Annotated in this window: 14 protein-coding genes and 1 pseudogene; 2 read left to right on the top strand and 13 right to left on the bottom strand. The window is 65.2% G+C overall.

The window, feature by feature from the left end; all coding sequences use genetic code 11:
* Nucleotides 1–35: 35 nt before the first annotated feature.
* The 3 genes from HAP54_RS17975 to HAP54_RS17965 all read right to left on the bottom strand — a co-directional run bounded on the left by HAP54_RS17975 (nucleotide 36) and on the right by HAP54_RS17965 (nucleotide 2,253).
* Entirely contained in the window at nucleotides 36–767 is a 732-nt protein-coding gene (locus HAP54_RS17975) for a hypothetical protein (protein WP_029077648.1), read from the bottom strand.
* Between the two features lie 108 nt (nucleotides 768–875).
* The gene (locus HAP54_RS17970; protein ID WP_166302297.1) at nucleotides 876–1,145 is read right to left on the bottom strand and encodes a hypothetical protein; all 270 of its coding nucleotides are present in this window, start codon (nucleotides 1,143–1,145) and stop codon (nucleotides 876–878) included.
* 130 nt (nucleotides 1,146–1,275) lie between these two features.
* Nucleotides 1,276–2,253, bottom strand: a complete 978-nt coding sequence (locus tag HAP54_RS17965; RefSeq protein ID WP_166302295.1) for an NAD(P)H-dependent flavin oxidoreductase — start codon at nucleotides 2,251–2,253, stop codon at nucleotides 1,276–1,278.
* Nucleotides 2,254–2,340: 87 nt separating this feature from the next.
* Here HAP54_RS17965 and HAP54_RS17960 point away from each other — a divergent pair, with 87 nt between their 5' ends.
* Nucleotides 2,341–3,903 (top strand): AMP-binding protein, encoded by a 1,563-nt coding sequence (locus tag HAP54_RS17960; RefSeq protein WP_166302292.1) that lies wholly within the window; start codon nucleotides 2,341–2,343, stop codon nucleotides 3,901–3,903.
* Nucleotides 3,904–4,064: 161 nt separating this feature from the next.
* Here the strand turns inward: HAP54_RS17960 and HAP54_RS17955 are convergent, their stop codons facing one another.
* The 10 genes and pseudogenes from HAP54_RS17955 to HAP54_RS17910 all read right to left on the bottom strand — a co-directional run bounded on the left by HAP54_RS17955 (nucleotide 4,065) and on the right by HAP54_RS17910 (nucleotide 11,906).
* Nucleotides 4,065–5,015: an alpha/beta fold hydrolase gene (locus tag HAP54_RS17955; RefSeq protein WP_414646222.1), complete on the bottom strand. Its 951-nt coding sequence runs from the start codon at nucleotides 5,013–5,015 to the stop codon at nucleotides 4,065–4,067.
* 176 nt (nucleotides 5,016–5,191) lie between these two features.
* The gene (locus tag HAP54_RS17950; protein WP_248114486.1) at nucleotides 5,192–5,869 is read right to left on the bottom strand and encodes a response regulator; all 678 of its coding nucleotides are present in this window, start codon (nucleotides 5,867–5,869) and stop codon (nucleotides 5,192–5,194) included.
* Nucleotides 5,870–5,877: 8 nt separating this feature from the next.
* Nucleotides 5,878–7,317, bottom strand: a complete 1,440-nt coding sequence (locus HAP54_RS17945) for a hybrid sensor histidine kinase/response regulator (protein WP_224741884.1) — start codon at nucleotides 7,315–7,317, stop codon at nucleotides 5,878–5,880.
* A 209-nt stretch (nucleotides 7,318–7,526) separates the two neighbouring features.
* Nucleotides 7,527–8,299, bottom strand: a pseudogene (locus HAP54_RS17940) (thioesterase family protein).
* Entirely contained in the window at nucleotides 8,299–9,267 is a 969-nt protein-coding gene (locus tag HAP54_RS17935; protein WP_166302287.1) for an NAD(P)H-dependent flavin oxidoreductase, read from the bottom strand. Before HAP54_RS17935 ends, HAP54_RS17940 begins: the two are co-directional and overlap by 1 nt.
* A gap of 172 nt (nucleotides 9,268–9,439) precedes the next feature.
* Nucleotides 9,440–9,730, bottom strand: coding sequence for a hypothetical protein (locus tag HAP54_RS17930; protein ID WP_224741885.1), 291 nt, complete (start codon nucleotides 9,728–9,730; stop codon nucleotides 9,440–9,442).
* A 91-nt stretch (nucleotides 9,731–9,821) separates the two neighbouring features.
* Nucleotides 9,822–10,142 (bottom strand): hypothetical protein, encoded by a 321-nt coding sequence (locus HAP54_RS17925; protein ID WP_166302285.1) that lies wholly within the window; start codon nucleotides 10,140–10,142, stop codon nucleotides 9,822–9,824.
* A gap of 163 nt (nucleotides 10,143–10,305) precedes the next feature.
* Nucleotides 10,306–10,887 carry a YqaA family protein gene (locus tag HAP54_RS17920; protein ID WP_029077657.1) on the bottom strand — a complete coding sequence of 194 codons (582 nt, stop codon included), beginning with the start codon at nucleotides 10,885–10,887 and terminating at the stop codon, nucleotides 10,306–10,308.
* A gap of 69 nt (nucleotides 10,888–10,956) precedes the next feature.
* Nucleotides 10,957–11,352 carry a phosphoribosyl-ATP diphosphatase gene (gene hisE / locus HAP54_RS17915; protein WP_166302282.1) on the bottom strand — a complete coding sequence of 132 codons (396 nt, stop codon included), beginning with the start codon at nucleotides 11,350–11,352 and terminating at the stop codon, nucleotides 10,957–10,959.
* 116 nt (nucleotides 11,353–11,468) lie between these two features.
* Nucleotides 11,469–11,906 (bottom strand): hypothetical protein, encoded by a 438-nt coding sequence (locus HAP54_RS17910; RefSeq protein WP_166302279.1) that lies wholly within the window; start codon nucleotides 11,904–11,906, stop codon nucleotides 11,469–11,471.
* A 158-nt stretch (nucleotides 11,907–12,064) separates the two neighbouring features.
* On the opposite strand from HAP54_RS17910, the gene HAP54_RS17905 reads away from it, so the two are divergent.
* The gene (locus HAP54_RS17905; RefSeq protein ID WP_166297236.1) at nucleotides 12,065–13,396 is read left to right on the top strand and encodes an IS1182 family transposase; all 1,332 of its coding nucleotides are present in this window, start codon (nucleotides 12,065–12,067) and stop codon (nucleotides 13,394–13,396) included.
* Nucleotides 13,397–13,413 lie beyond the last annotated feature (17 nt).

The raw sequence follows: 13,413 nt of genomic DNA, 5'->3' as shown, positions 1-13,413 counted from the left end.
CTGGAGCAAAGGTCCGGCTCGACCGGACCCGGCACTCAGATCATCGCCGCGACCCGTTCGAGCCCGATCAGCCGCGCCAGCGAACGGACCTCGTTCTTCTGGTCCTCGCGGAGCTGGAACAGCAGCGGCATCGCCGCCGATTTCAGCTGCTGAACTTCCTCGGAGTCGGGATCGATCGGCATAGTGCCCGCCGCAGGATCACCCTGACGCTTGGCGTGGATCTTGCGCGCGACGGCACGCAGCGCTGTCTCGACCGCCGGCCAGTATGATTCCTGCGACGACGACAGCTTGAGCCGGTCCTTGATGCCGGCGATCTGCGCGTCGCTGAGCAGCGCGTAGCTCTTCTGCGGCGCCGGCTTGGCGGCGGCCTTGGGCTTCGGCGGCGCGGGAGCCGTCGGCAATGCCCCGGGCTCGGCGGCCTTCGGCAGGCCGGCATCGACCGGGTCGGTGAGCTTCGGCAGGCCGATATCGGTGGGCTCGGCGGAGGCATAGGCCTGGCGCACGGTGTCGGTCGCGCCCGGGATCGCGGCCTGCGCCCGCAGCAGGAGCGGCGACGGATTGGCGGGAGGCACAGTCGGCTGGGGCGCCTCAAAGGCGGCAGTGGCAAGCGTCGTGACCGCGAGCTTGTCCTGCTTGCTGGCGCGGTTGGCGACCGGGCCGATGTCAGCCTGCGCCGCCGGCAGGCTGTCGCGGCCCAAAATGGCTGTGATCGCAGCGCCGGCAAGGAGGAAACATGTCAGCGCGGCGAGGGTGATGGCTCTGGTCAAAAATTACTCCATTCCCTGCCAGTATCACCGCAGGCTGACCGCCAAATGCGGCGTTACCGTGCCATGACGATGCCAAATAGGTGAAATTGTCCCGAAACGGCCCGAAAATCAGGCCGAGGCGGCAAGCTCATAGGCTTCCTGGATGTCGGCGACGATCTCATGGGCCGTCCACAGCGCCCCCGGCTGGACCGAGTGCAGGCTGACCGTCCAGTTGGTGCGCCGGGTCCGCGGCGTGCTGACGATGTCGAATTCGACCTGACGGCACAGCGGATGCCGCTGCAGGGCGTAGAAGACCCGGGTCCGGAGCTCGTCGAGCGATGCCGGGGTCTTGTCCAGATCCTTGGCCAGATCCTTGGCGAAAAGCGCCTCAAAAGCCATGTCGCATTCCCACAACTGCCGGGCGGCCGGCCGTGGCGGCAGACCGTCCCATGGCGCCATTGTTGGGACTGGCATGGTTAATGCCGCGTTAAGCGGACAGGCGGGACTTGAGCGACAGCTGGGTCTGGTATCAGGCGAGCCGCACCCGCACGCTCGCCGCCTCGTACTCCGCAACCGTCTGCGCCACGAGATCGTCGACGCCAAGCACTCCGGTCACCCCCGAGGTGGAATGACCACCGCTCCAGATGTCGCGCCAGCGTTTCGGGCGGCTTTCGCGGGCGCCGATGTCGATGTCCTTGCCGATGTCGATCGCGCCGCGCGCCGGCAGATCGTCGGGATCGAGACCGGCGGCCTCGATCGAGGGCCGCAGCATGTTGGTCTGCAGGCCTGTGAACGCCGTCGTGAGCAGGATGTCGTCGGCAGAGCTGTCGACCAGCATCTGCTTGTACCTCGCGTCAGCCATGCTCTCGCGCGTCGCGATGAACTTGGTGCCCATGTAGGCGAGATCGCAGCCGAGCGCCTGCGCGGCGCGCAAGGCGTGGCCGTCGCCGATGCCGCCGGCGAGCACGATCGGGCCGTCGAAGAAACCGCGCACCGCGCGCACAAACACGAACGGATTGAGCCAGCCGGTCTGCCCGCCGGCACCCGCGGTGAGCAGCACCAGCCCGTCGGCGCCGGCGGCGGCCGCGCGCTCGGCATGGCGGATCGAGGCGACATCGGCGAACACCAGCGCGCCGGCATCATGCAACGGCGCGAGAACCGGTGCGGGCGAACCGACCGAGGTGATCACGAGCTCGACCTTGTGCCGCAGCAGCACAGCGAGATCCTGCTGGAGCCGCGCATTGGAGCGGTGCACGATCAGGTTCGGGCAAATCGGCGCCGCCGCCTTGCCGTTCGCATCGGCATGCGCCTGCAGGCGGCGCTCGATCTCGCCGAGCCAGGCATCGAGCTGTTCCGTCTCACGGCAATTCACCGTCGGAAACGAGCCGATCACGCCGTTGCGGCAGGCCGCTACCACCAACTCGACGCCCGACACCAGAAACATCGGCGCCGCGATCAGCGGCAGCCGAAGGCGATCGCGAAAACGCGCAAGAAGATCAGCGGACAAGTTGTTTCTTCCCTGCAGCCTTGTGTTAGCGTTGCCCGCAACATTGGCACGAGAGAAGCCAAAGACAAAGGCGGGAGGAAGAACAAGATGAGCAATCCGCTCTATGCATTTCCGGCGGTCTGCGAGCAGACCTTGCGGGCGCTGGCGCGCTATCCGTCGCGCACGGCCTTCGCCTGGCCGGGCGGCTCGCTCAGCTATCAGGGCGCGACCGACCTGATCGGACGGATGCAGAGCGTGTTCGTGCGGTTCGGCTTTGCGCCGGGCACCCGCGTCGCCTTTCTCACCGCCAACCGCGCCGACACCTGGTGCGCCGGCGTCGCCGCACAATTGTCGCGGCTTGCGATCACCTGGCTGCATCCGCTCGGCTCGCTCGACGACCAGCTGTTCCAGATCGAGGATTCCGAGGCCGAGATGCTGATCGTCGACGGCATCACGTTTCGCGATCGCGGCGGCGAGCTCGCGGCCAAAGCGTCCGGGCTGAAGACCGTGTTCACGCTCGGCCCGGCAGATTACGGCGCCGACCTGCTGCAGGCAGTCGAAGGTACGGGCAGCGCAAGCCCGAAGAACTTCGCCCTTGCGGACGACATCTCGACCTTGAATTACACCGGCGGCACCACCGGCAAATCCAAGGGTGCGCTGCGCCATCATCGCGAATATGGCGGCTTCGCCGCCGCCATCCTCGCCGACTTCGAAATCCCGGAGACGCCGCGCTATCTGACGGTGGCGCCGATCAGCCATGTGGCCGGCACCAAGGTGCTGCCGACGCTGATGTGCGGCGGCACCGTGCACATGCTCAAGGGCTTCGATCCGGAGGCCGTGTTCAAGACCATCGCGCGCGAGAAGATCAACTTCACGCTATTCGTGCCGACCATGATCTATGTGATGCTGGATCATCCCGCGCTCGACAAGACCGACCTCTCCTCGCTCGAGCTCCTGCTCTACGGCGCGTCGGCAATGTCGCCGAGCCGGCTGGTCGAGGGCATCGAGCGGATCGGCCCGGTGTTCTCGCAGCTCTACGGGCAGACCGAATGCTATCCGGTCTCGGTGCTGCGCAAGGCGGATCACGATCCGAAGACGCCGGAGCTGTTCCTGTCCTGCGGCTTCCCGATCGCCGCCTGCCAGGTCAAGATCCTCGATCAGGACGACCAGGAGGTCGCGACCGGCGATGCCGGCGAGATCTGCGTGCGTGCCACGCATGTGATGGCCGAATACTGGAAACGGCCCGACATCACGGCCGAAACGCTGAAGAGCGGCTGGCTGCACACCGGCGACATCGCCCGCATGGATGAGCGCGGCTACATGTTCATCCTCGACCGCAAGAAGGACATGATCGTCTCCGGCGGCTTCAACATTTTTCCGCGCGAGGTCGAGGATGTGCTGTCGCAGCACGCTGACGTTGCGATGGTCGCGGTCGTCGGCGTGCCCGACGACAAATGGGGCGAGGCCGTCACCGCCGTCGTGGTGGCGCGCGAGGGCGCAACACCCGACGCCGACGAACTGATCGGCCTGGTGAAGGCGAAGAAGGGCTCGGCGCATGCACCGAAGCAGATCCAGTTCGTCAAGGAGCTGCCCATGACCGGCGTCGGCAAGGTCGACAAGAAGGTGCTGAAGGCCCGCTTCTGGACCGGCCGCGACCGCATGGTGGGGTGAGCACCGCGGCGCGCAAAACCTATCACCGTCATCCTGAGGAGGCCGCACAGCGGCCGTCTCGAAGGATGCACGGCCCCAGCCGGGCCGTCGACCCTTCGAGGCTCGCTCCGCTCGCACCTCAGGGTGACGGGGAGAGGCCGCCGGCGGCGGCACATTCCGCGTTACTCCTTGCGCTGGTCGAGACGCGCAAGGAAGCCGCGAACCAGCGTCGCGATCTCGTCGGTCGCTTCGTCGAGCGCGAAATGTCCCGCATCCAGGATGTGTACCTCGGCTCCCGGCACATCGTCGGCATAGGCGGTTGCGCCGGCGACGGTGAACGACGGGTCGTATTTGCCCCAGACGACAAGGGTTCGCGGCTGCACCTCGCGGAGCCATTTCTGCCATAGCGGGTACGAGGCAAGGTTTGTCCGGTAATCCAGGAACAGCGTGGTCTGGATGTCGGCCTGGCCCGGGCGGGACAAAAACGCTGCTTCGTCGACCCACAGATCCGGATCGTAGCGTTCGGGATGCGGGCTCGTTCCGACATGACGCTGGCGCGTCGCTTCGAAAGACGTGAAGTTGGCCTTGAGCTTGTCGACTTCGTGCGCCGGATCCGCCCAGAATTTCCTGCGCGCTTCCCAAAGCGGGCTCAAGCCCTGTTCGTGGGCGACCGCGTTCTGGACAATGATCGCGCGGACTCGTTCGGGGTGCGCAAGCGCCAGGCGAAAGCCGACCGGCCCGCCATAGTCCTGCATGAACAGCACATAGTGCGCGAGCCCGAGCTTTGTCGTGAACTCGCTCGTCACGCGGGCGAGGTTGTCGAAGGCGTATTCGAAACTGGACGGCGCCGGCGCGCTGCTGTTGCCGAACCCCGGATAGTCAGGGGCAATCACGTGATATTTGTCGGCGAGAAGAGGCAGTAACGGCTCCCACATCCGCGATGAGGATGGAAAGCCGTGGAGCAGCAGCACGGCCGGTGCGTCGGCGGGCCCCGCCTCGCGGTAGAAGATGTTGACGCCCAGGATATCCACCGTGTGATACGAGATCGACCGTCGGCTCGATTGCAGGTCACTTGCCGAGGCCTGCATGGCCAAGCCGGCCAGTGCGGCAGACATCGCTATTCGGGTGGGCATCTTCATAAGGCAGCTCCTGCGTGGTGCTCGGCGTTCTTCGACGTGATGTGAGCAACACCGATCACGCGCGCATCCTTCCCGCCCAGCCGTCACGCGCAGATCACATTTGCGACATTGTCAGCCACGCGACCGCAGCCGGGCCGCCGCCCTTCGGGACGCCGCGCAAGCGCGGCTCCTCAGGGTGACGGGAAGAGATTGGAAGGCGTGGCGAGACTGTCGGCGCTGGTGGCGGCGGTGTGCTGACCGGCGCCCTGCCCGAGCAACTGATCGAGCCGCTCGCGCAGCTGATCCTGGTGGTAGGGCTTGGCCAGCCTCGGCAGATCGACCTGGATGCCGTCGGGCAATTCGGCATAGCCGGTGGCGAGCAGGACGGGAAGTTGCGGCCGCAGCTTGCGCGAGGCCGCGACGAGCTCGATGCCGGTCATGCCGGGCATCACGTGATCGGTCATCATCAGGTCGATCTCCTGGTCGCTCCTGATGATATCGAGCGCATGCGGTGCGGAATTGGCGCCGATCACGCGATGGCCGAGGTCCTCCAGCATCTCCATGGTGGACATCGCGATCAACGGATCGTCGTCGACCAGCAGGATCACCGCCGAACGCTTGACCGTCTGCGCCGCAGGCGCCGGGCTCTCGGCCTCTGGCGCTGCGGTTGCGACCGGCAGCACCAGCGCGGCCGTGGTGCCCTTGCCGACCGCGCTCGACAGCTGCAGCGCGCCGCCGAGCTGCACCGCGAGCCCATGCACCATCGACAGGCCGAGCCCGGTGCCCTTGCCCACCGGCTTCGACGAGAAGAACGGCTCGATCGCCCGCTTCAGCACGTCCGGCGACATGCCGGTGCCGCCGTCGACCACCGACAGTTTCAGGTAATTGCCCGGCTGCAGGCCGGATCGTTCTTCGCCTGCAAGGCCGCGAGACTGATCTCGATCGTGCCGCCATCCGGCATCGCATCGCGCGCATTGATCGCAAGGTTGAGCACCGCGAGTTCGAGCTGGTTGGTGTCGACACAGGCCGGCGGCAAGCCGGCGGGAATGTCGAGCCGCAGCATGACGCGCGGTCCAAGCGAGCGCTCCAGCAGATTGCTCATGTCGCGCACCAGCGCGCCGAGATCGACCGGCACCGCGCGCAGATCCTGCTGCCGCGCGAATGCCAACAGCCGCTGCGTCAGCGAGGCGCCGCGCTCGGCACCCTGCAGCGCGCCGTCGACCAGCCGTCGCAGGCGCGGATCCTCCGGCATCCGCTTGCGCAGCAGGTCGAGATTGCCCATCACCGCCATCAACAGATTGTTGAAGTCGTGCGCGACGCCGCCGGTGAGCTGGCCGATCGCCTCCATCTTCTGGGCATGGCGGAGCTGCTCCTGCGCCCGCTCGCGCGCGGCGACCTCCTTCATCAGGTCGGCGGTGCGCTGCTCGACCCGCTGCTCCAGCGTCGCGGTGAGTTCGGCGAGCGCGGTGCGCTCGGCGGCGAGCTGCGCCAGCAGCGCCTCGCGCTCGATCTCGGCGGTCTTGCGCGCGGTGATGTCAGAGCAGACCCCGACCAGCGAGCGGATGCTGCCGTCGGGCCGGCGCACCGCGCGGGCGCGGACGTCGAGCCAGTGCTCGGTGCCGTCGGGCCAGATGTTGCGGTATTCGATCCGGTAATCCGCGCCGGTGCGCAGCGTCTGCTCGACGATTCCGCTGCGGCGGGCGCGGTCGTCGGGATGCACCGCGTCCAGCAGCTCCGGATAGGTGAAGGGATCGCCGGGCCTGCGCCCGAAAAATTTCTTGCAGGTCGGCGACGCTTCGAGCTCGAAATCCGGCAGATGAAGTTCGAGCGCGCCGAGATGGCCGGCATCGAGCGCGGTCTGCAACAGGCCTTCGCTCTCGGTCAGATCCTCCAGGATCTGGCGGGTCTGGTACTGGCGGCGGCGGCCGCGCACCGCCGCGGCGACCAGGCTCACCAGCGTGCTCGGATGAAACGGACGCTCGACGAAGGTGACATTGCCGAGCACGCGGCCGAGCCGCGCCGCCTCGGGATTGCGCTCGGGCCCGCCGCCCTCGCTCATCAGCACGATTGGGAAATCCGACCATGACGGCTGCTCGTTCAGCCAGCGCGTCAGGCGGGCGAGGTCGGCGCTCCGGATCGCCTCATCGGCAATGATGGCAAGGCCTGCCCCGCTTGCGACCTGGCGCTCGAGCTCGGCGAGATCGCCGCAGATATTGGCGTAGTAGCCGGCTTCCTTGATCAGATGGGCCGTCTTGACGGCGTCGCGCTCGCTTGCGGCAAGGATGACCGCGCGTTCCGAGGACGGGCCGGGCCTCATCGCGACCGCCCCTGCGACTGCCGAGCTTCACCACGAACCGGCGCCACGTCACACCGCCGCCGGGCGGCCATGGCCACGATACCGGCGGTGGGATCGATACGCATCATGGGGCCCCTCACGGGAGCGAAACTCGCTGGTGCTGCCAACCGTTCCCGGGAAGCCGGTTTATTTTTGCTGCAAGGGCAGCCGCTTGGCAGCGGTTCCTTGCGCTAGCGCCGCTCGATCACCAGGCTCTGGACCGCCCGGCCGAAATAGCCGCGCTGGTCGGCGAGCCGCGACATCGCAAGGCCGGCGCCGTCAGGCCCGATCCAGGATTCGCCGTCGAGCAGAATCCAATCGCCGACCGGCTCGCGCGCCAGGCTCACCGTGAGGTCGGCGTTGATGAAGGTCCATTGGTTGAAATCGAGCGCCGGCGAGGTGCCATTGGAGAAATCCGAGGCGACCACCGCGCGCATCGCCTGCGAGACGGCGGCGCCCGCGATCAGCGGACGGTCGACGCGGAACCAGATCGCGCCGGGGCCCATCACGCCGAAGCGACCGCGCGCAGCCCGCATCGAGATGCATTTCACGAACGGACTGTTCGCAAGGTGCCAGGCTCGACCATGCATTCGTCGGGTCCCGGCAGATCGACCGGAAGTGCTGCGACATCAGGCGGCAGCTCGGCCGCCTGCTGCTTGATCTTCAGCACACTGGCCGAGACCACGACGACACCGTCGGCGAAGAGCCTGACGCCGCAGAGCTGGATCTTGCGGCCGTCGCGCAGGATCTCACTCTCAATCGTCAGCGGCGCCACCGGCACCGGACGCATCAGGTCGATCGTGACGCGCGCGATCCGCATCGGCACCGGCGTTGGGATGGCCTCGGCAGCCCACACCACGAGCGCCGCCGGCGCGGAGCCGTGCTGCATCCGCGGATCCCATGGACCCGCGGCGTCGGGACTGGTGACGACGCGGTCGCCGTCAACGCGAAAGATCGGCTCCATCAGAGCGCCGGATCGACCGCTTCGTCGTACTCTTTCTTGAAGCGCGCGATCAGCTCGGCGGCAGGCACCACCTTGGAAATGCTGCCGACGCCCTGGCCCGAGCCCCAGATCTCCTTCCAGGCCTTCGGCTTGGCGCGCTCGCCGGACGAATCGGTGCCGAAGCTCATCTTCGAGGGATCGGAGGTCGGCAGGTTTTCTGGATCCATGCCGGCCGCGACGATCGACGGCTTCAGATAGTTGCCGTGCACGCCGGTGAACAAGTTGGAATAGACGATGTCCTCGGCGGACGAATTGGTGATCATGCTCTTGTAGTTCTCGACCGCGTTCGCTTCCTGCGTTGCGATGAAGGCGGAGCCGACATAGGCGAAGTCGGCGCCGATGATGCGCGCGGCGCGGATGGCGCGGCCGTTGGCAATCGTGCCCGACAGCGCAATGGGTCCGTCGAACCACTGCCGTGTCTCCGACACGAACGGGAACGGCGAGAGCGTGCCGGCATGTCCGCCGGCGCCGGCCGCGACTAGGATCAGGCCGTCGGCGCCCTTCTCGATCGCCTTGTGCGCGAACTTCTGATTGATCACGTCGTGGAAGACGATGCCGCCCCAGCCGTGGACGGCCTGATTGAGCTCCTCGCGCGCGCCGAGCGAGGAGATGATCATCGGCACCTTGTGCTTCTCGCAAAGCGCCATGTCGTGATCGAGCCGGTTGTTCGACTTGTGCACGATCTGGTTGACCGCGAACGGCGCCGACGGCCGCTCCGGATGGGCCTTGTCATAGGCGGCGAGCTCTTCCTTGATTCGGTACAGCCATTCGTCGAGCAGTTCCGGCGGCCGCGCGTTCAACGACGGAAACGAGCCGACCACGCCGGCCTTGCACTGGGCGATGACGAGGTCGGGCACGGAGATGATGAACAGCGGCGCCCCGATCACGGGAAGAGACAGGCGGCCCTTGAACAGAGCAGGCATGGACATTGGGTGCGGATCCTCGGGTTGATCGTTGGTCTCGATTGCTGACCGTCATTCCAACAAGAATCTTTCCAGTGTCAAGTATTGCGTTATGGCGCTGCAAAATGAATGACAAAACCTCATCCAGGCACGGCATTTTTCACAGGCGTCTGGCATCCCAGACGTGGTTTTGCCCGCCTTATTGGCAGATCGCCCGTGTCACGAAATTTTCGGTCTTGCAGTCGTTCGGGCCGCGCTTGTGGCCGGGCAAATAGACCAGCGGCGAGCATTTCTCGAAGGCGTCGGTATCGATGCCCTTGCCTTCCCGAAACCCCTTGCTCTGACACAGCCGGTCGGCGCCGATCTTGCAATCCGGCGCATCGTTCGACGCCACCACGCAGGCCGCGCGTCCGGTCACCACCGTCGAGGGGCGCGCGATGTTCGACAGGTCGTTGATGGTCTCGCCGGGGTTCTTCAGCGCCGGCGGCAACTCGATCTGTTGCGGCCGAGATTCAACAGGCTGTTGCGCGGGCGACTGCACGCCGAGCGCGGTCTGCGCAAGCTTGAGTGATCTTGGTCGATCAAAAGCGCGGATACACAATCTTCCAACCGGTTGCCGCATAGAGCCGATCAAAGTTGTCGTCCAGGCCCGCCGTCATTCCGTAGGAGATTGCCGTGATCGACCGGACTGGCTGTCTTGCTTCGAAATAGAACTCGACCGATCCTCCCTTTCCATTCTCGAAATAGCCCTGACGCCTCGGGTAGGGTGTATCGCTGCCAAAAAGAAAGAGCCATGCCCGCAGCAGAATGGACATCTGCGCACGCGCGGCGACCGATCCGGGAGGCTCTTCCGCCTCGTACTGAAATCGAATGCCCGGAAACGCATCCGACAGACGGTGCATGACCTCCTCCTCGGGTCCCAAAGGACCACGGTCAGGACGCCCTATCGTGCCGGTCAAAGCCATACAGGTCAGCGTACGCGAAACCCTCCCATCGGCAAAGACGGTCGGTTTTCTTGAGCATGGTTGTTTCGGAAAACCGCGTCACAATTTTCCGGATCATGCTTTAGATCAGCTTGAATGCGACGACAAAGCCCAGCACCAGCACGATCGCGCCGATCGCGACCCACAGGCCGAGCCGCTTCTCGAGCTCCGCGCGGATGACATCGCCATAGCGGTTGAGCAGCACCGCAACGAAGAAGAAGCGGCCGCCGCGCGCGACGATCGAGCACAGGACGAACAGCCAGATGTTGTAGCCGGCAAAGCCCGAGGTGATGGTCACGAGCTTGTAGGGGATCGGCGTCAGCCCCTTCAGCAGGATGATCACGGCGCCCCATTCGGCATAGGAGGCGCGGAACGCGTCGACCTTGTCGGACAGGCCGTAAAGATGGATCAGCCACTGCCCGAGCGAGTCGTAGAGCAGCGCGCCGATCGCGTAGCCGAGCACGCCGCCGGCGACAGACGCAACCGTACAGACCGTCGCAAACCACCACGCCCGCTTCGGCCGCGCCAGCGACATCGGCAGCAGCATGATGTCGGGAGGGATCGGGAAGAAGGAGCTCTCAGCGAACGAGACGGCCGCGAGAATCCAGAGTGCGTAGGGCTTGTCGGCCGCCTCGACGCACCAGTCGTAAATCCGTTTCAACATGGGCGCGATGAACCATCATGGAGCGGATTTGTCCATGCCGGGATTGGGCTGATTTGGGACGATTTGGGGCTACCGTTTACGCAGCCGGTTCTCCAGCGCGACAATTCGGCGCCGAACCACCGGGACGGGCGCGGTTTTGGGCAGCTTGACCGGCGACTTCGGCAGCTTCTCGGCCATCCCGAGTAGCCGCTCGCGCCGCTCCATCTCGCGCCAGACGTCCTCCGGCTTGACGCCGGCCGACGCCCAGAGAACGGTGAGGTTGTAGAACAGGTCGGCGCTTTCACGGACCACGGCATCCGACTTACCGGCGACGGCGTCGATCACGACTTCGATCGCTTCCTCGGCTAGCTTCTTGGCCATCTTGGCCGGGCCGCGCTGGAACAGCCGCGCCGTGCGCGACGTTGCCGGATCGAGATCCTTGGCCGCGATCACCGCCTGGTAGAGCCGATCGATCGAATCACTCATCCTTCGAACCTAATCGAAACGCGTCGCCAGCGTGTTAACGGCGCTCATGAAAAAATCCACCGGCCTGAGGCCGGTGGATTGATCGTTTGTGACAGTTCTGAGAACCGCCGGCAGTCTCAGTACGGCGTATAGGGCAGCTGCGACCGGCGCCCGTAATAGCCGTGGTAACCATAGGGTCCGCCGCCATAGTAGACCGGGCCGCCACCGTAATAGGCGGGGCCACCGCCGTAATAGGCCGGGCCGCCGTCGTAATAGCCGTACGAGTCGTAGTAATCGCGGCGGCTCTGGGTCGCGGCGATCGCGAGACCCGTGCCGACGATTCCGGCGAACGCGGCCGCGGCAGCCGCGCCACCTCCGCCATAGTAGCGACGGCGCGCGCTGATATCGGTCGCGCCGCTGGTGCCGTGCGACGTGGTCACAGCGGCCGCCTTGCCCGCCGCAGCCGAGCCTGCGAACGCCATCGTCGGCTCAACGGCCGTCAGCGCCACAGCAGCAACCGTTGCCAATGTGGCTGCGCGGCCAATGGACGAAAAAACACCTTTTCGCGCAAACATTGCAGTCATCCTTTATGGAAGCCGGCCCGACGGGCCTTGGTTAGCTAACCAGTCCCTCCAGATTAGGTTCCCCAAACCGAATGCAAGCTGAACAACCCTAGGAGCTTGTCTGGATAGTCGCTGTTCAAATCTGGTCGGGTCTGATTCAACATTGGGCGATGAGCAAGTATTTTCGGCCTTGGAACATCGATCAGACGCTGCTTCTGCCGCCGAATGTGCAGGACTTCGTGCCGAAAGGCCATGTCTCGCGGTTTATGGTTGATCTGGTGCGGGAGAGCCTCGATCTCAGGGAGATCATGGGCAGCTATGTGAGCGGGCTTGGGCAGCCGCCGTTTGATCCGCGGATGATGGTGGCGCTGCTGCATAGCTATGCGAGTGGGCTGTATTCGTCGCGTCGGATTGCCAAGGCCTGCCGGGAGCGGAACGATTTTGTGATGATCGTGGCGCTGGATGCGCCGGATTTTCGGACGATCAGCGACTTTCGCAAGCGACATTTGAAGGCGCTCGGCGCGCTATTCGTGCAGGTTCTGAAGTTGTGCGAGACGGCCGGGCTGGTCAAGCTCGGTCATGTCGCGCTGGATGGTACGAAGATCAAGGCGAACGCGTCGAAACACAAGGCGATGAGTTATGAGCGCATGAAGAAGCGCGAGGCGGAATTGAAGGCCGAGGTCGCTCGCATGCTGGCGGCCGCCGAGGCGGCGGATGCCTCGGAGGATGAGACTTTCGGCAACAGCGACGAACTGCCGGACTGGACCGTCGACAAGCAGAAACGGCTGGCGAAGATCCAGCAAGCGATGGCGGCGCTGGAAGCGGACGCCAAACTGGCGGCGGAGGAAGAGCGCCGCATCGAGGCCGAAAAGGAACAGCAGCGCCAGGCCGAAGGCCGCAAGAAGCCGGGCAAACCGGCGGCGCTGCCATCGGAGGAACCCAATCCCAAGGCGCAACGCAACTTCACCGATCCGGAAAGCCGCATCATGAAGTCGAAGGATGGCTTCGTTCAGGCCTATAATGCCCAGGCGGCCGTCGATGCACATGCCCAGATCATTGTCGCGCAAGAACTGACCCAGCACGGCAGCGATCAGGGCCAGTTGGTGCCCCTGATCGAGGCCATCGAGAGCAATCTTGGCCGCAAGCCGCGGCAGGCCTCAGCGGATTCCGGCTACTGCAGCGAAGCCAATCTCGAAGCGCTCGACACACGCAGCATCGATGGCTATGTCGCGCCCGGACGCGCCAAGCACCCGACAGTAGCGAACGGAAAAGTCGGCGGCCCGCTGACACAGGCCATGCGAAAGAAGATCGACGATGGCGGCTTCGAAACACCCTACCGATTGCGAAAGCAAGTGGTGGAGCCGGTGTTCGGGCAGATCAAACAGGCAAGAGGCTTCCGCCAGTTCCTGTTGCGGGGCATCGAGAAAGTGCGCGCCGAGTGGACAATGATCTGCACCGTCCATAACCTCCTCAAGCTGTTCAACCTCGCAAACGCAGCCTGAGCCTGCTACTCTACAAC

It is taken from the genome of Bradyrhizobium sp. 2S1 (assembly GCF_011516625.5).
GTDB lineage: Bacteria > Pseudomonadota > Alphaproteobacteria > Rhizobiales > Xanthobacteraceae > Bradyrhizobium > Bradyrhizobium septentrionale.
This window is presented reverse-complemented; position numbering and strand designations above follow the sequence as displayed.

Bases quoted from the DNA above. Each gene is read 5' to 3' on its own strand.
- HAP54_RS17970 (WP_166302297.1), bottom strand. From the start codon at position 1,145: ATGGCTTTTGAGGCGCTTTTCGCCAAGGATCTGGCCAAGGATCTGGAC.
- HAP54_RS17960 (WP_166302292.1), top strand. From the start codon at position 2,341: ATGAGCAATCCGCTCTATGCATTTCCGGCGGTCTGCGAGCAGACCTTG.
- HAP54_RS17955 (WP_414646222.1), bottom strand. From the start codon at position 5,015: ATGCCCACCCGAATAGCGATGTCTGCCGCACTGGCCGGCTTGGCCATG.
- HAP54_RS17945 (WP_224741884.1), bottom strand. From the start codon at position 7,317: ATGAGGCCCGGCCCGTCCTCGGAACGCGCGGTCATCCTTGCCGCAAGC.
- HAP54_RS17935 (WP_166302287.1), bottom strand. From the start codon at position 9,267: ATGTCCATGCCTGCTCTGTTCAAGGGCCGCCTGTCTCTTCCCGTGATC.
- HAP54_RS17925 (WP_166302285.1), bottom strand. From the start codon at position 10,142: ATGCACCGTCTGTCGGATGCGTTTCCGGGCATTCGATTTCAGTACGAG.
- HAP54_RS17920 (WP_029077657.1), bottom strand. From the start codon at position 10,887: ATGTTGAAACGGATTTACGACTGGTGCGTCGAGGCGGCCGACAAGCCC.
- hisE (WP_166302282.1), bottom strand. From the start codon at position 11,352: ATGAGTGATTCGATCGATCGGCTCTACCAGGCGGTGATCGCGGCCAAG.
- HAP54_RS17910 (WP_166302279.1), bottom strand. From the start codon at position 11,906: ATGTTTGCGCGAAAAGGTGTTTTTTCGTCCATTGGCCGCGCAGCCACA.
- HAP54_RS17905 (WP_166297236.1), top strand. From the start codon at position 12,065: ATGAGCAAGTATTTTCGGCCTTGGAACATCGATCAGACGCTGCTTCTG.